Source organism: Microbacterium sp. LMI1-1-1.1 (assembly GCF_040815675.1).
Lineage (GTDB): Bacteria > Actinomycetota > Actinomycetes > Actinomycetales > Microbacteriaceae > Microbacterium.
The window spans coordinates 564,515-583,656 of the sequence record NZ_JBFPNN010000007.1 but is presented as its reverse complement, the minus strand read 5'-3'; the positions used below and the strand labels follow the sequence as shown (position 1 = coordinate 583,656).

The 19,142-nt window shown below is 72.3% G+C and carries 17 protein-coding genes; 6 read left to right on the top strand and 11 right to left on the bottom strand.

Annotated features, from left to right (window positions below):
• Nucleotides 1-17 precede the first annotated feature (17 nt).
• The 3 genes from MRBLMI1_RS08595 to MRBLMI1_RS08585 all read right to left on the bottom strand — a co-directional run bounded on the left by MRBLMI1_RS08595 (nucleotide 18) and on the right by MRBLMI1_RS08585 (nucleotide 2,227).
• On the bottom strand, nucleotides 18-1,322 hold the full coding sequence (locus MRBLMI1_RS08595) for a GNAT family N-acetyltransferase (protein WP_367729934.1): 1,305 nt from the start codon (nucleotides 1,320-1,322) through the stop codon (nucleotides 18-20).
• Nucleotides 1,323-1,391: 69 nt separating this feature from the next.
• Nucleotides 1,392-1,634 carry a zf-HC2 domain-containing protein gene (locus tag MRBLMI1_RS08590; RefSeq protein WP_367729933.1) on the bottom strand — a complete coding sequence of 81 codons (243 nt, stop codon included), beginning with the start codon at nucleotides 1,632-1,634 and terminating at the stop codon, nucleotides 1,392-1,394.
• Nucleotides 1,631-2,227: a sigma-70 family RNA polymerase sigma factor gene (locus tag MRBLMI1_RS08585; RefSeq protein WP_367730928.1), complete on the bottom strand. Its 597-nt coding sequence runs from the start codon at nucleotides 2,225-2,227 to the stop codon at nucleotides 1,631-1,633. The genes MRBLMI1_RS08590 and MRBLMI1_RS08585 overlap by 4 nt, the downstream gene beginning before the upstream one ends.
• Nucleotides 2,228-2,325: 98 nt before the next feature.
• Between MRBLMI1_RS08585 and aroA the strand changes: the two genes are divergently transcribed.
• Genes aroA through bcp form a run of 3 tightly spaced genes read left to right on the top strand, consistent with a single transcriptional unit; the run spans nucleotide 2,326 to nucleotide 5,204 of the window.
• Nucleotides 2,326-3,669: a 3-phosphoshikimate 1-carboxyvinyltransferase gene (aroA, locus tag MRBLMI1_RS08580; RefSeq protein WP_367729932.1), complete on the top strand. Its 1,344-nt coding sequence runs from the start codon at nucleotides 2,326-2,328 to the stop codon at nucleotides 3,667-3,669.
• Nucleotides 3,670-3,672: 3 nt separating this feature from the next.
• Nucleotides 3,673-4,734 carry a ribosome small subunit-dependent GTPase A gene (gene rsgA / locus MRBLMI1_RS08575; protein ID WP_367729931.1) on the top strand — a complete coding sequence of 354 codons (1,062 nt, stop codon included), beginning with the start codon at nucleotides 3,673-3,675 and terminating at the stop codon, nucleotides 4,732-4,734.
• On the top strand, nucleotides 4,731-5,204 hold the full coding sequence (bcp, locus tag MRBLMI1_RS08570; protein WP_367729930.1) for a thioredoxin-dependent thiol peroxidase: 474 nt from the start codon (nucleotides 4,731-4,733) through the stop codon (nucleotides 5,202-5,204). The genes rsgA and bcp overlap by 4 nt, the downstream gene beginning before the upstream one ends.
• Nucleotides 5,205-5,226: 22 nt before the next feature.
• Here the strand turns inward: bcp and MRBLMI1_RS08565 are convergent, their stop codons facing one another.
• The gene (locus MRBLMI1_RS08565; RefSeq protein ID WP_367729929.1) at nucleotides 5,227-5,610 is read right to left on the bottom strand and encodes a histidine kinase; all 384 of its coding nucleotides are present in this window, start codon (nucleotides 5,608-5,610) and stop codon (nucleotides 5,227-5,229) included.
• Between the two features lie 217 nt (nucleotides 5,611-5,827).
• Between MRBLMI1_RS08565 and MRBLMI1_RS08560 the strand changes: the two genes are divergently transcribed.
• Entirely contained in the window at nucleotides 5,828-6,076 is a 249-nt protein-coding gene (locus tag MRBLMI1_RS08560) for a WhiB family transcriptional regulator (protein ID WP_013583608.1), read from the top strand.
• A 60-nt stretch (nucleotides 6,077-6,136) separates the two neighbouring features.
• On the opposite strand, the gene MRBLMI1_RS08555 is transcribed toward MRBLMI1_RS08560, so the two are convergent.
• Nucleotides 6,137-7,633 (bottom strand): sensor histidine kinase, encoded by a 1,497-nt coding sequence (locus MRBLMI1_RS08555; protein WP_367729928.1) that lies wholly within the window; start codon nucleotides 7,631-7,633, stop codon nucleotides 6,137-6,139.
• Between the two features lie 258 nt (nucleotides 7,634-7,891).
• Between MRBLMI1_RS08555 and MRBLMI1_RS08550 the strand changes: the two genes are divergently transcribed.
• Entirely contained in the window at nucleotides 7,892-8,338 is a 447-nt protein-coding gene (locus MRBLMI1_RS08550; RefSeq protein WP_367729927.1) for an Rv3235 family protein, read from the top strand.
• Nucleotides 8,339-8,374: 36 nt separating this feature from the next.
• Here the strand turns inward: MRBLMI1_RS08550 and MRBLMI1_RS08545 are convergent, their stop codons facing one another.
• Together MRBLMI1_RS08545 and secA are read right to left on the bottom strand one after the other, a co-directional pair.
• Nucleotides 8,375-9,601 (bottom strand): pyridoxal phosphate-dependent aminotransferase, encoded by a 1,227-nt coding sequence (locus tag MRBLMI1_RS08545; protein WP_367729926.1) that lies wholly within the window; start codon nucleotides 9,599-9,601, stop codon nucleotides 8,375-8,377.
• Between the two features lie 156 nt (nucleotides 9,602-9,757).
• Nucleotides 9,758-12,568: a preprotein translocase subunit SecA gene (gene secA / locus MRBLMI1_RS08540; RefSeq protein WP_367729925.1), complete on the bottom strand. Its 2,811-nt coding sequence runs from the start codon at nucleotides 12,566-12,568 to the stop codon at nucleotides 9,758-9,760.
• A gap of 185 nt (nucleotides 12,569-12,753) precedes the next feature.
• Here secA and MRBLMI1_RS08535 point away from each other — a divergent pair, with 185 nt between their 5' ends.
• A complete protein-coding gene (locus tag MRBLMI1_RS08535; protein WP_367729924.1) occupies nucleotides 12,754-14,073 on the top strand; it encodes a hypothetical protein in 1,320 nt (439 codons plus the stop codon).
• A 182-nt stretch (nucleotides 14,074-14,255) separates the two neighbouring features.
• Here MRBLMI1_RS08535 and hpf read toward each other — a convergent pair whose 3' ends face one another.
• The 4 genes from hpf to mtrB form a co-directional block, all read right to left on the bottom strand.
• The gene (hpf, locus tag MRBLMI1_RS08530; RefSeq protein ID WP_367729923.1) at nucleotides 14,256-14,918 is read right to left on the bottom strand and encodes a ribosome hibernation-promoting factor, HPF/YfiA family; all 663 of its coding nucleotides are present in this window, start codon (nucleotides 14,916-14,918) and stop codon (nucleotides 14,256-14,258) included.
• A gap of 91 nt (nucleotides 14,919-15,009) precedes the next feature.
• Complete coding sequence (locus tag MRBLMI1_RS08525) at nucleotides 15,010-15,702, bottom strand: ComF family protein (RefSeq protein WP_367729922.1); 693 nt, start codon at nucleotides 15,700-15,702, stop codon at nucleotides 15,010-15,012.
• 93 nt (nucleotides 15,703-15,795) lie between these two features.
• Nucleotides 15,796-17,454 (bottom strand): LpqB family beta-propeller domain-containing protein, encoded by a 1,659-nt coding sequence (locus MRBLMI1_RS08520; RefSeq protein WP_367729921.1) that lies wholly within the window; start codon nucleotides 17,452-17,454, stop codon nucleotides 15,796-15,798.
• Nucleotides 17,451-19,142 carry an MtrAB system histidine kinase MtrB gene (gene mtrB / locus MRBLMI1_RS08515; protein ID WP_367729920.1) on the bottom strand — a complete coding sequence of 564 codons (1,692 nt, stop codon included), beginning with the start codon at nucleotides 19,140-19,142 and terminating at the stop codon, nucleotides 17,451-17,453. Before mtrB ends, MRBLMI1_RS08520 begins: the two co-directional genes overlap by 4 nt.

The window sequence follows — 19,142 nt, the reverse complement described above, 5'->3', positions numbered from 1 at the left end:
GCCGTGAACCCGGCGGATCAGTACCAGATGTCGAGCAGCGGCGTCGCGGCGGGCGCGAAGGCCGCGTCGAGCGCGGCGAGCGCGTCCGGACCGCCGCGGACGAGACCCGCGACGGACAGCTCGGTGGCACGGACGCCGCCGAGCAGGAGCGAGCCCAGCGCGTTGACCGACAGCGTCACGTCGGCCTCGTCGTCGACGGGGACGACCTCCGCGGTTCCCTCCTCGTCGATCCGGAGCGACCAGGTGCCGTCGGCGAAGCCCAGGGGGTCCTCGACGCGGATCGTCGTCGTCAGCGCGGCCGCGTACGTCCGCGCCGCGAGCGCGCGGGGCACGTCGAGCACGCGCAGCCAGTGATGGTCGGTGAGCGTCGCGGTGACCGCGCGCCGGTCGGACACCATCCACTGCACCGGCGGGACCGCGGGCTGCAGGCTGGCCGTGACCCGCGAGACGAGATCGTGCTCGAGGGCGAAGCGCCAGAGCGCCGCGACGGCCTCGTCGTCGTCCGCGAGCAGGATCCGCACCCGCAGCTCGTGGTCCGTGAACGCCGACCCGTCCTTCTCGGCGAGCGTGTACACCAGGATGCCGCGCTCCTCCCCCGCCGCATCGGTGTAGGCGACGGCGCGCACCTTGCGGGCCTCCTTGTCGTCGGGGTTCAGCCCGGCCATGCCGCGCCACCGCGCCTCCCACCCGCGGACCGAGCCCGGACGCTGGACGCGGATGCGCTCGTGCAGCGTCTCGAGCCGCACGGGGAGGGTCTCGCGGGCCACGAAGTCGAGACGACCGGATGCCACCGGGCCGGTGAATGCGGCGCGGCGGCTGTCGATCACGACGTCCGACGCCCAGGCCGCGGGTGAGAAGCCCCACCGCCCGTAGATGGTGGCCTCGGTGACCGTGAGCCCCGCGACCGCGAAGCCGGCGGCCGCCGCCGTGCGCAGCTCACCGGTGAGCATCGCGCGGGCGATCCCCCGCCGCCGGTGCGTGGGGGCGACGGTGACGGCGCTGATGGACCAGAGCGGGAGCGTCCGCTCGGGCGAGACGGTCAGCTCCGACGGCCAGGACTCGATCGTGCCCACCGGGGCGTCGGGCGCCTCGCCCGCGCGGTCGAAGACGCCGATCAGCCGCCGGGCGCGCATCGCGCGCCGTGCCGTCTCGACCACCTCGTCCGTCGGCTCCTCGTCCAGGAACCCGCGGACCACCGACCGGAGGTAGGGCACGAAGTCGTCGCCGTCGCCGGAGACGAGCGCGTACTCCAGCTCGTTCTCGGCGAGGGCCTGCGATGACGAGGCGTCCAGGGGCAGAGTCGCGGTGTCGGTGTGAGCCATGCCCCCAGCCTAGGGAGGGCCGGCGTCCGTGTCCGGCGGGCTTGTCCCGGATCGCGGGAGCCCGGACGACTAGTGCGTCGCCTGGATCGAGCGCAGGCGCGTGAGCACCTGATCGCGCAGCTCGTCGGGAGCCGTCTCCTTGCAGGCCCGTGCGACCACCTCGGTCAGGGTGCGGGCGACGAGCGCCTCGTCCTGGCATCCGGGGCAGTTCTCGAGGTGCTCGCGGATGTCGTTGTGCTCCGTCTTGCACACCTCGTTGCGGAGGTACTCCTCCAGGTCGCGCCGTGCCTTGTCGCAGCCGCAGTCGCTCATTTCTTCACTCCCGTCGCGGCCTGGTAGCCGCGCTCCTTCGCGTAGTCCGACAGCAGGTCTCGCAGCAGCCGCCGGCCGCGGTGCAGACGGCTCATGACCGTGCCGATCGGGGTTTTCATGATGTCGGCGATCTCCTGGTAGGCGAAGCCCTCGACGTCGGCGAGGTACACCGCCATCCGGAAGTCCTCGGGGATCGACTGCAGCGCGTCCTTGACGACCGACGCGGGCATGTGGTCGATGGCCTCGGCCTCGGCGGACCGGGCACTGGTGGCGGTGGTCGACTCGGCACCGCCGAGCTGCCAGTCCTCCAGGTCGTCGATCGCGCTCTGGTAGGGCTCGCGCTGCTTCTTGCGGTACGTGTTGATGTACGTGTTCGTCAGGATGCGGTACAGCCAGGCCTTCAGGTTCGTGCCCTGCGTGAACGAGGCCCACGAGCCGAAGGCCTTCACGAAGGTCTCCTGCACGAGGTCCGCCGCATCGGCGGGGTTGCGCGTCATGCGCATCGCCGCCGCATAGAGCTGGTCCATGAAGGGCAGCGCCTGCTCTTCGAACTGCGCGCGGGGCTCCGTCGCATCTGCCGTGTCGTCCATCATGCGCCAGTCTACGTCCGGCGTGTCCGCCGGCCACTGGACGGTCTCGCGCTCGAGAAGTGCGGTCACGTGTCGTCCCCCTTTCAGTAGGGTAGGAACCGATGACCGACCACGGGTATTCCCCGCTCTCCCCCTCCGCCGCCCCGCGCGGCCCATGGGACGCGCCCGTCGCCGACGGAGTCCTGGATGCCGCGATCACGGTGCCCGGTTCGAAGTCGCTGACGAACCGCGAGCTCGTCCTCGCCGCCATCGCCGACGGCCCGGGCATGCTCCACGCCCCGCTGCACTCCGACGACTCGGCCCGCATGGTCGACGCCCTGCGCGCGCTCGGCGTGACCATCGAGGACGTCCCCACCGACTCCCCCTACGGACCCGACCTCCTCGTCACCCCGCCGTCGGCGTTCACCGGCGACGCGACGGTCGACTGCGGGCAGGCGGGCACGGTCATGCGCTTCGTCGCCCCCGTCGCAGGCCTCGCCCGCGGCGACGTCCTGGTCACGGCGCACGAGAGCGCGCTGCACCGCCCGATGGGCACGATGATCTCCGCCCTCCGCGACGTCGGCGTCGACATCGACGACGGCGGGCACTGGGCCCTCCCGTTCTCGGTCCGCGGCCACGGCCACATCCGCGGCGGCGAGGTCGACATCGACGCGAGCCAGTCGAGCCAGTTCGTCTCGGGGCTGCTTCTGGCCGCCCCCCGCTTCGACGTCGGCCTGCGCCTGCGCCACGTCGGCTCGCGCCTGCCGAGCGTGCCCCACATCGACATGACCGTCGAGGCCCTCGGGCACCGCGGCATCCACGTCGAGCGCCCCGCGCCGGGCGAGTGGATCGTGCCCGCCGGCCCCGTGCGGGCCAAGGACGTCGCCATCGAGCCCGACCTGTCCAACGCGGCGCCGTTCCTCGCGGCCGCCATGGTGGTCGGCGGGTCCGTCACCGTCACCGGATGGCCGCTGCACTCGACGCAGCCGGGCGCCCTGCTCGGCGACATCCTCACCGAGATGGGGGCCCGGGTCGTCCGCCGCGGCGGCAACCTCACCGTCTCGGCCGGGGAGGGCATCTCCGGCGTCGAGCTCGACCTCTCGGCCGCCGGAGAGCTGGCGCCGACGATCTTCGGCCTCGCGGCGTTCGCCGACGGTCCGACGACGCTGCACGGCATCGGCCACATCCGCGGACACGAGACCGACCGCATCGCCGCTCTCGTGGGCAACCTGCGCTCGCTCGGCGGCGAGGCGCACGAGCTGCCCGACGGCATCCGGATCGTCCCCCGCCCCCTGCGGGGCGGCGAGTGGAAGGCGCACCACGATCACCGTCTCGCGACGACCGGCGCGCTCATCGGTCTGCGGGTCCCCGGGGTCCGCGTGGACGAGATCGGGACGACCGCCAAGACCCTCCCCCAGTTCGCCGCGCTCTGGCGGATCATGCTGGGGATGGATGCCACGGGCTGACGCGTGAGCTGGCTCGACGACAGCGACGACGACGACGATCTCGACTACGACGAGTCGTCCATCCGGGTCCGCCCGAATCCCAAGGCGAACCGTCCGCGGACCAAGCGGCGTCCGGCGCACGCCGACGCGCAGATCGCGCGCGTGCTCGGCGTGGACCGCGGCCGCTACACGGTGCTCGTCGACGAGGACGGGCCGGACGAGCGCCGCATCCTGGCCACCCGCGCCCGCGAGCTCCGCAAGCAGCCCATCGTCAACGGCGACCGCGCCCGCGTCGTCGGCGACCTGTCCGGCGACGAGGGCACCCTCGGTCGCATCGTCGGCATCGAGGAACGCACGTCGCTGCTCCGCCGGAGTGCCGACGACACCGACCAGGTGGAGCGCGTCATCGTCGCCAACGCCGACCAGATGCTCATCGTCGTCGCCGCCGCCGACCCCGAGCCCCGCGCGCGGCTCGTCGACCGCTACCTCGTCGCGGCGCTGGACGCCGGCATCCGCCCGATGCTCGTCGTCACGAAGACCGACCTCGCCGACCCGAGCGACTTCCTCGCCCACTTCGAGGGCGTCGACCTCCGCGTGTTCACGAGCGCGCAGGGCGACATGCCGGTCGAGCGCATCGGGGAGGCTCTCGTGGGGCACTCGACCGTGTTCGTCGGACACTCCGGGGTGGGTAAGTCGACGCTCGTGAACGCGCTCACCGGCTCCGAACGGGCGATCGGGCACGTCAACGTCGTCACCGGCCGCGGCCGGCACACGTCGTCCTCCGCCGTGTCGCTGCGCTACCGCGGGGCGGGCGGGTCCGGCTGGGTCATCGACACCCCGGGCGTCCGCTCCTTCGGGCTGGGGCACGTCGATCCGTCGAACGTGCTGGGGGCCTTCACCGACCTCGCCGCCGTCGCGGAGGAGTGCCCCCGCGGCTGCACCCACCTGCCCGACGCCCCGGACTGCGCGATCGCCGAGGCCGTGGCATCCGGTCGCCTGGGTCCCGGCGGACCCGCCCGACTGGACTCGCTGCACCGGCTGCTGACGACGTTCCAGGCGATCGAGCGCTCTAGGCTGGAGGGGTGACGAACCTCGAACCCGGCTCCGCCGCGCCCGACTTCACCCTGCTCGACCAGGACGAGCACCCCGTCTCGCTGAGCGACTTCCGCGGTCGCCGCGTCATCCTCTACTTCTACCCCGCCGCGCAGACGCCCGGCTGCACCACGCAGGCGTGCGACTTCCGCGACAGCCTCGCCTCGCTGCAGGGGGCCGGCTACACGGTGCTGGGCATCTCGCGCGACACCCCCGAGAAGCTCCGCGCGTTCCGCGACAGCGACGGCCTGACCTTCCCGCTGCTCAGCGACCCCGACCACGCCGTGCACGAGGCGTACGGCGCCTGGGGCGAGAAGCAGAACTACGGCAAGACGATCACCGGCGTGCTCCGCTCGACCTTCGTGGTCGACGAGGAGGGCGCCGTCGTCGAGGCGCTCTACAACGTCAAGGCGACGGGTCACGTCGCGCGTCTGCGCAAGACGCTCGGCCTCGCCGCGGCCTGAGTCGCGCGCGGGCCGCCGACTCTCAGGCGTCGTCGCGACGCGCGCGCGGCGCCGCCTGACGCACGGCGAGGATCAGCAGGATCAGGCCGACCACGGCCGGCACGGCGATCAGCGCCGCGACACCGGGCTCGGCCCACTCCCCCGTGACTGCGCCGAGCGCCACCGACAGGATGAGCAGCTGGGTCACGATCCCGCCGGACCGGCCCGCCGACACCCCGCGCGCCGTCGCCACGGCGAAGGCGCCGACGGCGACCGCTCCGATGACGGTGAGCACGATGAGTGCGATCGAGCTGGTGACGGAGTCGGTGTCGCCGCCGGCGAGGGCGACGACCTGCCATGCCGCGAGGGCCAGGATGCCGATCGCCTCGACGGCCAGGACGGCGGCGGCCAGAAGACGGACCGGCATGGAGCGGCATCCTCTCGAAGACATGTTTCGCCGACGTTGCTCGCTGGAAACCTGCCGGTTACCTCTTGATCGGCCGGAAGCGCTGTGGGAGCATGGAAAAAGCCGTGTGCTCCCACAGCGACGTGGGGCGAGCAATCGCTCGCATTTCCCACAAGGGTACCGGACCCGAACACCGGTGCCCGAATCACAAGAAATTTTCGCAACAAGGAGCACCCCCATGGACTGGCGTGATAAAGCAGCCTGCCTGACCGTCGACCCCGAGCTGTTCTTCCCCGTCGGCAACACCGGCCCGGCCGTCGACCAGATCGAGAAGGCCAAGTCGGTCTGCGCACGCTGCACGGTGACCGAGGTCTGCCTGCAGTACGCCCTCGAGAGCGGTCAGGACTCGGGCGTGTGGGGCGGTCTCTCCGAGGACGAGCGTCGCGCCCTCAAGCGCCGCGCCGCCCGCGCCCGCCGCGCCTCCTGACCTCGCGGTCCCGCTGAAGAACCCGCCCCCGAGGGGCGGGTTCTTCGCATTCGGGGCGGGTCAGCCCGCCGAGCGGTCGATGTAGCGCAGCGGGATCTCGATCGTGACCTCGGTGCCGTTGCCCATGAGGGTGTGCCAGTCGATCGTGCCGCCCAGCTCGCCCTGGATGAGGGTGCGGACGATCTGCGTCCCGAGACCCCGACCGACCTGCCCCTCGGGCAGACCGACGCCGCTGTCGCGGACGCGCACCTCGAGCATCTCGTCGCCGCGCTCCGCCGCGATCTCGACGTCGCCCTCCTGCCCGGCCAGTCCGTGCTCGACGGCGTTGGTGACGAGCTCGGTCAGCGCGAGAGCCAGCGGGGTGGCGTACTCGCTCGGCAGCGTCCCGAAGCGTCCCGTCGAGCGCGTGCGCGCCCGGGTGTTCGGTGCGGCGGCCACCTCGGCGACGAGCTTGAGCACCCGCGCGAAGACGTCGTCGAAGTCGACGTTCTGTGCCAGGCCCTCCGACAGCGTGTCGTGCACGACCGCGATCGCGGAGACGCGGCGCATGGCCTGGGTCAGGGCGTCCCGCGCCTCGTCGGAGTGGGTGCGGCGCGCCTGGATGCGCAGCAGCGACGCGACGGTCTGCAGGTTGTTCTTGACGCGGTGGTGGATCTCGCGGATCGTCGCGTCCTTGGTGATGAGCTCCTGCTCCTGATGACGGATCTCCGTCACGTCCCGGCTCAGCACGATCGCGCCGATGCGGGTGCCCCGGTCGCGCAGCGGGATCGTCCGCAGCGACACCTGGACGCCGCGCGCCTCGATGTCCGCGCGCCAGGGAGCGCGGCCGGTCACGACGATCGGCAGCGACTCGTCCACGTCGCGGCGCTTGGCCGGCAGGATGCGGGACGTCACCTCCGCCAGGGACTCCCCCTCGAGCTCGTCGTCGAAGCCCATGCGGTTGAACGCCGAGAGGGCGTTGGGGCTCGCGAACGTGGTGATGCCGTCCACGTCGAGGCGGATGAGGCCGTCCGACGCACGCGGGGCGCCGCGCCGCGGGGAGGTCGGGGCCTTGAGGTCGGGGAACTCGCCGGAGGCGATCATGCCGAAGAGGTCGTCGGCGCAGTCGTTGAAGGTGATCTGCTGCCGGGAGGGGGTGCGCGCCTCGCCGAGGTTGGTGTGGCGCGTGAGGACGCCGACCGTGACCTCTGCGCGTCCGTCGCGGGCGAGCGTGCGCACGATGGGGACGGCCCGCACGCGCGTGGGCGTCTCCTCGAACCAGTCCGGGGAGGCCGAGTCGACGATGCGCCCGCTCTGGAACGCCTCGCGCACCTGCGTCCGCCACTGCGGGCGCACCCGGTCGCCGACGATGTCCCGGTAGAACAGCGTCGCCGCTCCCCCGGGCCGCGTGTGCGCGACGGCGACGAACGAGTCGTCGGGGGTCGGGACCCAGATCACGATGTCGGCGAAGGCGAGGTCGGCCAGCAGCTGCCCGTCGCCGGCGAGGCGGTGCAGCCACTCCACGTCCTCTTCGCTGGAACGGCCCTGGGCGTAGACGAGTTCGCTGAGTGTCGACACGCGACCAGCCTATTCTGCGGGCGACCCGGCCCCGCCCGCGGGGGTCGTCGCGCCGACGGGCCGACGGGTGAGGCACGGGTCCGGCAAGGGTGACGTCGGCGCCGCTGACGGGTGATGTGATGCGGCGTCGACCGGTGAATCCCCTGCCCCGGCTTCTCCACAGGTCCCGGTTCTCGTGGGAGTGCGCGCCCCGGGTGTGCTCTACTGGCCGCGACGACGCCCCCCGATCACCGTCGGCACACGATCGAGGGAGCTCCCATGCCTGACACCACCGCACGACGGTCGCCGTCCGAGACGCGCACCGAGCAGCCGCCGTCCCTGGCGCTCGTCCCTGCCGACCCCGACGCGGCGAGCGGGCACGGCGAGCTGCCCGACCCGCTGCCGCTGGTTCACGCCCTCGTCCGGGGCCTGCTGGAGGTGCTCTCCGGCGTGCGGGAGGCCGAGCAGATGTCGCGGTGGTTCAGCGAGGACGCCTACCGCGCCCTCGTGACCCGCGCCGGACTCGCCACCCGGGCCCGGAGCGCCCGGAACACCCCCGCACAGCGGCCCCACTACGGCATCCGCAGCATCCATCTGTCGTCGCCGGCCGACGGTGTCGTCGAGGCCGCCGCGGTGGTCGCCGCCCGGGCGCGCACGCGGGCCGTCGCCCTGCGCCTCGAGGCCACCGAGCGACGGTGGCGCGTCACGGCCGCGGCGCTGCTGTGACCCGCCGTGCCGCGCCCTCCACGGCGGCCCGTCGCGTCAGGGACGCCAGGTGGACAAGAAGTTGCCCAGCCGCTCGATGGCGTCCGTGAGCACACGCGCCTCGGGCAGCGTGACGATGCGCACGTGGTCCGTCGACGGCCAGTTGAAGCCCGACCCCTGCACGAGGAGCACGTGCTCCGCGATGAGGAAGTCGTGCACGAACTTCGCGTCGTCGGGGATCTCGTACACCTCGGGGTCGAACCGCGGGAAGGCGTAGAGCGCGCCGCGAGGACGCACGCACGAGACGCCCGGGATGGCCTCGAGACCCTCCCACGCCGCGTCGCGCTGCTCGTGGAGGCGGCCCGTCGGCGCGATGAGCGAGTCGATCGACTGCACGCCCGACAGCGCGGCCTGCACCGCGTACTGCGCCGGGACGTTGGGGCACAGGCGCGTGGAGGCCAGGAGGTTGATGCCGTGGAGGAAGCCCTCGGCGTGCTCCTTCGGGCCGGTGATGGCGAGCCAGCCCGACCGGTAGCCGGCGACGCGGTACGTCTTGGAGAGGCCGTTGAAGGTCAGGCACAGCAGGTCGGGGGCGATCGTCGCGAGGGGGATGTGCTCCGCGTCGTCGAACAGGATGCGGTCGTAGATCTCGTCGGCCAGCAGCAGCAGCGAGTTCTCGCGTGCGATCGCCGCGATGCCCTCGAGGACCGCCCGCGAGTAGACGGCCCCGGTCGGGTTGTTCGGGTTGATGACGACGATCGCCTTGGTCCGCGGCGTCACCTTCGCGCGGATGTCCTCGAGGTCGGGCTGCCACTCGTTCGTCTCGTCGCAGACGTAGTGCACGGGGGTCCCGCCGCCGAGGCTCGTCATCGCGGTCCAGAGCGGGTAGTCCGGGGCGGGGATGAGCACCTCGTCGCCCTCGTCCAGCAGCGCCTGCATGGTCATCGTGATCAGCTCGGAGACGCCGTTGCCGAGGTAGACGTGGTCGGGGTCCAGGTGCGGGAAACCGGGGGTCTCCTCGTAGCGCGAGACGACGGCGCGACGCGCGGACATGATGCCACGGCTGTCGCTGTACCCGTGGGCACGCGGGATGGACGCGATCATGTCGCGGACGATCTGGTGCGGCGCCTCGAACCCGAACGACGCCGGGTTGCCCGTGTTGAGCTTGAGGATCGTGTGCCCCTCGGCCTCGAGCCGGTCGGCCTCCACGAGGGCCTCTCCACGGATCTCGTAGAGGACGTCCTTCAGCTTCGATGACTGGTCGAGGGGGCGCAGCGGGCTCATCGCCTCAGGATATCCCCGCTCCACAGCGTCCAATCGACCCCCCGTGGACCGCCCGCCCTCCGGACGACGGGACCTCCGCCGGCCGCGACGGACCCCCGGACGACGGATGCCGCGACCGGGGCGTCCGGCCCCCGTCGCGGCATCCGTGGTCCCTGCTTACTTCTTCTTGCCGGTGGCGCGACGCTCCGCGCGGTTGTTCGCGGCGGCCGGCTCGGCCACCTCGGTGCGCTGACCGAACGCTCCGCGCGGGCCGGTCGCGGCCGCGGCCTCGGCGGGCGGCGCGGACGACGAGGCCGCCGCCGCCTGACGCAGGCGGTTCGTCGCGGCCTGCTGCACCTGACCGCGGTCGTTGCGCACCTCGACCTCGCCGGCGTCGTTGGCCGCCGAGTACTGCAGACGCTGCCCCTCGACGGGAGCGGCGGTCAGGCCCTTCGCCTCGACCTCGGCGCTGTCGCCCTCGACCTTCTTGACCTCGACCTCGAGGTTGTAGAGGTAGCCGACCGACTCCTCCTTGATCTGGCCCATCATCGACTGGAACATCTGGTACCCCTCGCGCTGGTACTCGATGAGCGGGTCGCGCTGGGCCATGGCGCGCAGGCCGATGCCGTCCTTGAGGTAGTCCATCTCGTAGAGGTGGTCGCGCCAGCGGCGGTCGAGCACCTGCAGGACGACGCGGCGCTCGAGCTCGCGGACGGCCTGCTCCCCGAGCGTCTCCTCGCGGTTGTGGTACGCGATGCGGGCGTCCGAGATGATCTCGCGCTTCAGGCCCTCGGCCGTGATGCGGCCGCGGTTGCCGCCGGCCTCGGCGACGACCTCGTCGATCGTCACTCCCACCGGGTACAGGGTCTTGAGCTCCGTCCACAGGGCGTCGAAGTCCCAGGACTCGGTGTGCCCGTTGCTGGTGTGGTCGTCGATGACCGCGGTGATCGCGTCCTCGATGAAGTGCTGCACGCGGTCGGCGATGTCGTCGCCCTGCAGCATGTGGCGGCGGTCGGCGTAGATCGCCTCGCGCTGACGGTTGAGGACGTCGTCGTACTTCAGCACGTTCTTGCGCATCTCGGCGTTGCGGGCCTCGACCTGCGACTGGGCGCTCTTGATCGCGCGCGAGACCAGCCCGGACTCGATCGCGACGTCGTCGGGGAAGTTCGTGCGGGCGAGGATGGCCTCCGCGGCGCCGGACTGGAACAGGCGCATGAGGTCGTCGGTGAGCGACAGGTAGAAGCGGCTCTCGCCGGGGTCGCCCTGACGGCCCGAGCGACCGCGCAGCTGGTTGTCGATGCGGCGCGACTCGTGGCGCTCGGTGCCGAGCACGTAGAGACCGCCGGCGTCGACGACCTTCGCGGCCTCCTCGGCCACGGTGTCGCGCGTCTGCTGGTAGACGGAGTCCCACTCGGACTCGTACGCGTCCGGGGTCTCGACGGGGTCGAGGCCCTTGGCCTTCATCTCCGAGACGGCGAGGAACTCCGCGTTGCCGCCGAGCATGATGTCCGTTCCACGACCGGCCATGTTGGTCGCGACGGTGACGGCGCCGAGGCGACCGGCACGCGCGACGATCTCGGCCTCGCGGGCGTGGTTCTTGGCGTTCAGGACCTCGTGGCGGATGCCCTTCTTGGCCAGCAGCCGGGAGAGGTACTCGCTCTTCTCGACGCTCGTCGTGCCGACCAGCACGGGCTGGCCCTTCTCGTGACGCTCGGCGATGTCCTCGACGACCTGGGCGAACTTGGCGGTCTCGTTCTTGTAGACGAGGTCGGCCTGGTCCTTGCGGATCATCGGCTTGTTGGTCGGGATGGGGACGACGCCGAGCTTGTAGGTCGACATGAACTCGGCGGCCTCGGTCTCGGCGGTACCGGTCATGCCCGAGAGCTTGTCGTACAGGCGGAAGTAGTTCTGCAGCGTGACGGTCGCCAGCGTCTGGTTCTCCGCCTTGACCGGCACGCCCTCCTTGGCCTCGATGGCCTGGTGGATGCCCTCGTTGTACCGGCGACCGACCAGGATGCGGCCGGTGTGCTCGTCGACGATCATGACCTCGTCGTTCATGACGACGTAGTCGGTGTCGCGCTTGAACAGCGCCAGCGCCTTGATCGAGTTGTTGAGGAACGAGATGAGCGGCGTGTTCGCGGACTCGTAGAGGTTGTCGATGCCGAGGTAGTCCTCGACCTTCTCGATGCCGGGCTCGAGCACGCCGATCGTGCGCTTCTTCTCGTCGACCTCGTAGTCGACGCCGGCCTCGAGCGTGCGGGCGAGCTTGGCGAACTCGGCGAACCAGCGGTTCGCCTCCCCCGACGACGGGCCCGAGATGATCAGCGGCGTGCGCGCCTCGTCGATGAGGATCGAGTCGACCTCGTCGACGATGGCGAAGAAGTGCCCGCGCTGCACGAGGTCCTCCTTGCGCCAGGCCATGTTGTCGCGCAGGTAGTCGAAGCCGAACTCGTTGTTCGTCCCGTAGGTGATGTCGGCCTCGTACTGCTCGCGGCGCACCTCGGGGGTCTGACCCGCGACGACCGTCCCGGTGGTCATGCCGAGCGCGCGGTAGACGCGGCCCATGAGCTCCGACTGGTAGCTCGCGAGGAAGTCGTTGACCGTGATGACGTGCACGCCCTTGCCCGCGATGGCGTTGAGGTACGCCGGCAGCGCCGCGGTCAGCGTCTTGCCCTCACCGGTCTTCATCTCGGCGATGTTGCCGAGGTGCAGGGCCGCGCCGCCCATGATCTGGACGTCGTAGGGGCGCTGACCGAGCGTGCGCTTGCCCGCCTCGCGGACGGCGGCGAAGGCCTCGGGCATCAGCTGGTCGAGGGTCTCGCCCGCCTCGTACCGCGCACGCAGCTCGACGGTCTCGTTGCGCAGCTCCTCGTCGGTCAGCTGCTCGTAGTCCTCTTCGAGGGCGCCGGTCGCCTTGACCACGCCCTGCAGCCGTCGCAGGATGCGTCCCTCTCCGGCGCGCAGCAGTTTCTCGAGCGGATTGGCCACGAAGCATCTCCATCTGTCGGGTGTCGCGTCCACACAGACGCCGGCATGCCCACAGGCATACCGGGGGCCATGTTAGTCGTGTTACCCGTTCGTGACCTGCGAGCGGGCGGGTTTCGGTATTCCGGCGTTCGCGCCCGCAGCGAACACTCGGCGACGCCGCCGGGTACGCGGCCTAGGATCGTGCCATGGCTGGGTTCTGGGGCAAGAGGAAGCGCGAAGAACAGGATGCCGCGGATGCCGACCTGGCACGACGCGCCGAGCTGGCGATCGTCGCGGCGGACGAGCGGGTGCGCCTCACCTCCGACGAGCTCGACTTCGCCCGGGCGGAGCTCGGCGACAAGGCCGTCGAGGACCTCAAGGCCGCTCTGGACTCGGTGCGCACGCACCTGGCCGAGGCCTTCCACCTGCACCAGCTGAACCACGACGAGATCCCCGACACCCGCGAAGAGCTGCGCACCCGCAACGCGCGCATCGTCCAGCTCTCGGAGTGGGCCGAGGACCTCCTCGAGGAGCGCACGCTCGTCCTCCAGCCGAAGATCGACGCGGTCCGCCGCGCGCCCGAGATCCTCGCCCGCGTCCGCGCCGACCGCGAGCAGCTCGCTGCGCGCGTCCCGCACGCCCGAGCGGTCGTCGAGCGTCTCGCCCACCGCTACAGCGACTCGGCGATGCAGCAGATCGGCGGCAACCCCGAGGAGATCGACCAGCTGCTGGACTTCGCCGTGCACACCGCGGGCGTCTCCGAGCGGCGCCGGGAGGCCGGCCAGCGCGAGCAGGCGTCGGTGGCGCTGGAGGCGGCGACGGAGGCGGTCCGCCGCGCCGAGTCGTTGCTGGACGCCGTCGACACGTTCGAGATCGAGGCCCTGCGCGCCGAGTCCACCCTCGCCGCCGTCGTCGACGACTCCCGCGGCGACCTCGTCGAGGCCCGCCGCGGCCCGCAGACCCCCGCGGTCGCCCAGGCCATGACGGCCCTGGAGCGCGCGCTCGCCGCCCTGCCGGCCTCGGGCACCCGCACAGACCCGTTCGCGGCGCTGTCCTCCCTGCGCCAGGCCAACGCCGACCTCGACACCGCTCGTGAGCGCGCGTCGCGGCCGGTGCCCTCGCAGGAGCAGGTCGACCACGCCGTGGACGACGCGGACCGGCAGATCGCGGTCGCGCGCGGGCTGATCACCGGCCACCGCGGCTGGGTCGGCGCCGACGCCCGCACCCGCTTCGTCGAGGCCGAGCGCCTGCGGTCGGGCCTCCCCCTGGGGCCGGTCCCCGAGGACGACCGCGAGACCGTGCTGGCGACCGCCCGCCGCGCCGGCGGCCTGGCCGCGGAGGCGCTGCAGCTCGCGCAGAACGACATCCAGCAGGGCCGTCCCGACGAGTGGAACGACGGCGGCTACGGCGGCAACGGTTGGGGCGGTCGCCCCCGCGGCGGCGGCATGGGCGGCGGCAACATGGTCGGCGGCATGCTCGGCGGTCTCGTCATCGGCTCGCTGCTCGGCGACATGTTCGACGGCTGAGCCCCGCTCCTCGCCCCGGCGGGGCGGACGGCGCCCCGCTCGCACACCCCACGGCTCCCGCGTCGCCCCGTGACGCGAGCGACGCCCCGCGGCATCCATGACGCCCGGCACTATCCGGCGAGCCCGGCGACAGCGACGACGGCCCCCGTCCCGGAGGACGGGGGCCGTCGTGACGGTCTGCGTCAGCTCGCCACCTGCGCGGCCGGAGGCGCCTGCGTGCCGAGGGCGATGACACCGTAGTCCCATCCCTTGCGGCGGTACACGACGCTCGGGTGATCGGTGCGCGCGTCGATGAAGAGGAAGAAGTCGTGGCCGACCAGCTCCATGCGGTCGACGGCGTCCTCGGCGGTCATCCACTCGGCGTCGAACTCCTTCTGGCGGATGACGACCGGGGAGTAGTCCTGCTCGTCCTCAGCGGACGACTGGATGGGCACCTCGCCGGTCGCGACCGCGCGCAGCACATCGACGGAGGCGGGCTCGACGTCGATGCCCGACAGCTCGCCGGTGCCCTTCTCGAACCGTGCGCCACGGGGGTGGTTTCGGGCGTCGACGCGCTTCTCCTTCGCGCGCCGCACCTGCTCGGAGATCTTGTCGACCGCCAGGTCGAGCGCGGCGAACTTGTCCGCGTCGGTGGCCTCGGCGCGCACGACGGGGCCCTTGCCGTCGAGGGTGAGCTCGACGGTGTCGTCCTCCATCCGGCCGTTGCGGTACGAACGGTGCGTCACCTTGACCTCGAGGACGGTGGCGCGGGGCGCCAGATGCTCGATGCGACCGACCTTCTCTTCGACCACCGAGCGGAAACGATCGGTGATACCGACTCCCACGCCGACGATGTTGGTGTCCATCCGTGACCTCCTTGTTCCGGGTTCCGCCCGGAGAGGGCGGAACATCCGTCGCCTTCAGTCCCTCCCACGCTAGTGGCGCGGCACCGGGGTGTCACGTGGGAATCATCTGCTGTTCACCTCCCGATCCCCTGCGCGACGGCGTGTGCGCCAGTGCCACCGCCCGGACGGGCCCCGCGCCGGCCGCGCGGAGCGCCCGCATGGCTTCGGCCAGGGTCGCGCCGGTGGTCACCACGTCGTCGACCACGACCACCGCCCGTCCGCGCACCCCCCGCGCCACGAGCGCGCCCGCGAGGTTCCGACGCCGCTCCTCCCGGTCGAGGCCGCGTTGATCGCGCGGGACACGCCGCAGGCGCAGGACGCGAACGGGACGACGCCCAGCCCGTCGGACGAGGAGCTCGACGACGACGAAGCCGCGCCGCCGGAACGCCGCGGCGCGCGTCGGGACGGTGGTCACGAGCACCGTCGGCGGGACGGCGGTCAGGACCGCGGCCAGCGCGGGAGCCAGGTCACGGGCGAGACCGGTCCGCCCCTCCTCCTTGAGCGCGCGGACGCAGCGCGCCACGACGCCCGAGAACGGCAGGGCGCACAGCACGGCCTCGCCCCCGGGCAGCCGGCGCGTCGACGGCCGGGCGGCGAGCTGTGCGCGACACGCCGGGCACAGCGGCACGTCCAGCGCCCCGCAGCCCGCGCACGCGATCGGAAGCCAGAACGACAGCGCCTCCTGCGCCGCCGCGCGCAGCGCGGCGGCGAACCGGCCCGTCCGGGAATCCGAGAGTGAGGTCATGCGGACCAGGGTGCCGGTGGCATCCCTCCCCCCGCTCGCCCTGCAGACGCATCCGTGGACGGATCCCCCGGACCGATGCCTGGGGAGGAGGGATCAGGACGCGGTGCCCTGCTGCGCGGCGAGCAGCCGGATGTCGCTCGCGACGAGGGTCCAGGAGCTGCCGCGGCGGCTGAAGAGCTGCCCTTCCGAATCCAGCACGCGGATGCTCGTACTGCCGCCGGCCACCGAGCGTGCGCCCTCGGGCGCCACGGCATCCGTGCCCCGTCCGCCGACGCCGATCTCGCGCAGGCGCGTGCCGCTGTCGCCCTGCGCCAGCACGCCGACGGTCGTGTCGTCGAGCCAGGCGATGTCGAACGCCCCGGCCTCGCTGAAGGACAGCACATGCGGGGGTCCGAGCGTGATCTGCCCCGACTCCCGCTCGATACCGGCGAGCCACACCTCGCGCGCCCCGGCGACGGTGACGATGGCCGCGACGCGGCTGCCGTCGCGGGCGAGCTGGAAGGCGGTGACCTCGGAGGCGTCCGGCCAGGCGTTGCCGACGGCCTGCGGGTTGCCGTCGGACGTGTAGGCCCGCAGCTCCCCCGGCGACGAGCGCGGCACGCTCCAGATCGCCCCCTCGGTGTCGATGGAGGGGTCGACGAGGCCCGGACGCTCGTCGAGGAGGAAGGTGCGCCCGTCCGGCAGGGCGCTGACGACCGTGCCGCCGATGGTGCGCACCGCCGCGAGGCTCCGGTCGGCCTCGAGCTCGATCGAGGCGGCATCCAGTCCCTCGATCGCCTCCGAGAGGTCGCCGAAGGGGGTGACCTCCTCGCCGGACAGGGCGCCGAACACGCCCGCCTCGGTCAGGACGGCGGGGGTCGGGTCGACGCGCCCGCGCACCGACACCTCGCTGGCGGGCACCGGGGTGCCCTCGACCGTCATCTGCACCTCGGCGATGCCGGCCGAGGCCAGGCTGCGCGCCAGCTGCGTCTGCATGCGGTCGAGCGTCATGGTGTCCAGCGCCAGGGCGGCCCGCGGCAGCTGGATCTGCGCGACGCCGCCGGTCGACAGGGTCACCGACCGTCCGACGAGCGACAACTCCTCCGGGAACGCGCTCTCGACGGCGCCGGCGAGCCAGGTGCTGGGCTGACCGTCGACGAGCGCGGTCGCGATGCGGCTGGCCACCGACTCCCGCGGGAACCAGCGGACATCGGGCACGATCGAGGTCCACGTCGGGTCGAAGTAGGCGATGGATGCCGTCTGGTAGACGGCCGGGAAGACCTCCTCGTACAGCACGACGCCGTCGGGGGCCTGGGTGATGCGCCACTGGTCGTCGACGAGCGCGAGGGCGAAGCCGAGCGTCTCGGTGGTGCCGCTGATGTCGGGCGTGTAGGCGCCCGTGCTGTCGACCTGCGCGACCGTGGCGAGGTCGACCGTCACGGCGGTGCCGTCCGCCGAGGCCGTCGCGCGGCGGTCCGCCAGCCGGTCGATGGTCACCTGCGCACGCGGGTCCCACGACGCCCCGGGGGCGAGGAAGAGCTTGGCGGTGCGCCAGTCGTCGGCCGGACCCGAGCCCGCGCGCAGGAACCCCTGCACGATCTCGGCCGGTGACGCGCCGTCCTGGGGGCTGTCCGGGACGAACGAGAACGCCTGCACGTCGTCCTCGCTCTGCGGGCCGCGTCCGGGGTTGACGTATCCGGAGGTGGGGAGACCGGTGCACGCGGCGAGCGCGAGCACGAGGAGCAGGCTGAGAGCCGACAGGATGCGCTTCACGGCGTCCTCCGCATCGCGTCGCGGGAGAGCGAGATGGGCTGCGTGAGTCCGAGCGCCTCGCGCGGCCCCCCGCCCTGCTCGTCCTCGGGGACGAGCGGCAGCGGCGAGCTCTCCACGGCCCGGCCGTCGCGCGGGAGGGTGAGGACGAAGTTGGACCCGCGTCCGGGCTCGGACCAGACGGCGAGCGTCCCCCGGTGCAGGCGGGCGTCGCCGAGGGCGATGGAGAGCCCGAGCCCGGTCCCGCCGATGGTCCGCACGCGGGACGGGTCGGCGCGCCAGAAGCGGTCGAACACGCGCTCGACGTCCTCCGCGCGCATGCCCATGCCGAAGTCCCGGACGCCGAGCGCCACGGCATCCCGATCGCTGTCCACCGAGACGACGATCGGGCGCCCCTCCCCGTGCTCGATGGCATTGCCGAGCAGGTTGCGGGCGATGCGGCGGATGCGGCGGGCGTCCATGTCCACGGGCGAGTAGCCGCCCGGGGCGACCAGGCGCACGTCGGAGCCCCGCTGCTCGGCGAGCTGCTCCATCGAGGCGATCACGTCCTCGGCGAGGTGGGCGAGGCTCGTCGCCTCGAGCTCCAGCTGCACCGAGCCAGCGTCGTAGCGGCTGATCTCGAGCAGGTCGGTCAGCAGCACCTCGAACCGCTGCACCTGCGCGTGCAGCAGCTCGGCGGCCCGGCCGGTGACGGGGTCGAACTCGGCGCGCTGGTCGTTCAGCATGTCCGAGGCGAGGCGGATGGTGGTCAGCGGCGTGCGCAGCTCGTGGGAGACGTCGGAGACGAACCGCTGCTGCACGAGCGACAGATCGGCCAGCTCCTTGATCTGCGACTCGATGCTGTCCGCCATCGCGTTGAACGAGCGGTTCAGCGTGGCCAGCTCGTCCTCGCCCCGGACGGGGAGCCGCACGCCGAGGTCGCCCGCGGCCAGCTTGGCGCTGGTCTCGGCGGCGTCGGCGATCGGGGTCGTCACCGACCGCAGCACCACCCAGGCGATCGCGCCGATGAGGACGACGAGGACGAGTCCGACCACCCACAGCAGGACCTGGACGAAGGCGAGGGTCTGCGACGCGCTGGCGAGGTCGTACGCCATGTACAGCTCGTAGGAGTCGCTGCCGTCCTCGGAGGGGAAGCGGAGCTGATGGCCGACGAGGATGCCGGGGACGGTCCGGCCGCCGTCGATCTCGAGGGGGACCGACTGCCACCACTGGGTGTCCGGGTTGGCCTGCACCTGCGCGCGCAGGGCGTCGGTCAGGATGCTCGCGTCGAACGCGCTCGAGATGAACGGCTGCGGCGCCAGCGAGGACGGCGGGCCGATGCGGTACAGCGCGATGAGGTCGCTGGAGGACTGCTGCGACAGACGCGTCGCGATGCCGTTCATCAGCGTCTGCGCCGCCGCCGGATCGGTCGAGTCGACGGCGGCATCCAGGGTCGCCTGAGCGGAGACGGTCGCGCGCTGGGCCTCCAGCAGCACCTGGTCCTTGCGGGCCGAGAACAGCTCGTTCTGGATGACGAGGGCCATGGCCACGCAGGTGACGAGGATCGTCAGCGCGGTGAGGGCGACCGTGACGACGATCGTGCGGAACCGCAGCGAACGGCGCCAGAGCGTGCGCAGCCGCTCGGCCCAGGCCCGCCAGTCCGGCCGACGCCGGAACCGCGGGACCGCGACGGTGCGCACGGCGGCGGACAT

Bases quoted from the DNA above. Each gene is read 5' to 3' on its own strand.
- MRBLMI1_RS08545 (WP_367729926.1), bottom strand. From the start codon at position 9,601: ATGAGCCCGCTGCGCCCCCTCGACCAGTCATCGAAGCTGAAGGACGTC.
- aroA (WP_367729932.1), top strand. From the start codon at position 2,326: ATGACCGACCACGGGTATTCCCCGCTCTCCCCCTCCGCCGCCCCGCGC.
- MRBLMI1_RS08525 (WP_367729922.1), bottom strand. From the start codon at position 15,702: ATGACCTCACTCTCGGATTCCCGGACGGGCCGGTTCGCCGCCGCGCTG.
- MRBLMI1_RS08590 (WP_367729933.1), bottom strand. From the start codon at position 1,634: ATGAGCGACTGCGGCTGCGACAAGGCACGGCGCGACCTGGAGGAGTAC.
- MRBLMI1_RS08535 (WP_367729924.1), top strand. From the start codon at position 12,754: ATGGCTGGGTTCTGGGGCAAGAGGAAGCGCGAAGAACAGGATGCCGCG.
- MRBLMI1_RS08565 (WP_367729929.1), bottom strand. From the start codon at position 5,610: ATGCCGGTCCGTCTTCTGGCCGCCGCCGTCCTGGCCGTCGAGGCGATC.
- MRBLMI1_RS08550 (WP_367729927.1), top strand. From the start codon at position 7,892: ATGCCTGACACCACCGCACGACGGTCGCCGTCCGAGACGCGCACCGAG.
- mtrB (WP_367729920.1), bottom strand. From the start codon at position 19,142: ATGTCCGCCGCCGTGCGCACCGTCGCGGTCCCGCGGTTCCGGCGTCGG.
- MRBLMI1_RS08595 (WP_367729934.1), bottom strand. From the start codon at position 1,322: ATGGCTCACACCGACACCGCGACTCTGCCCCTGGACGCCTCGTCATCG.
- hpf (WP_367729923.1), bottom strand. From the start codon at position 14,918: ATGGACACCAACATCGTCGGCGTGGGAGTCGGTATCACCGATCGTTTC.
- MRBLMI1_RS08560 (WP_013583608.1), top strand. From the start codon at position 5,828: ATGGACTGGCGTGATAAAGCAGCCTGCCTGACCGTCGACCCCGAGCTG.
- MRBLMI1_RS08585 (WP_367730928.1), bottom strand. From the start codon at position 2,227: ATGATGGACGACACGGCAGATGCGACGGAGCCCCGCGCGCAGTTCGAA.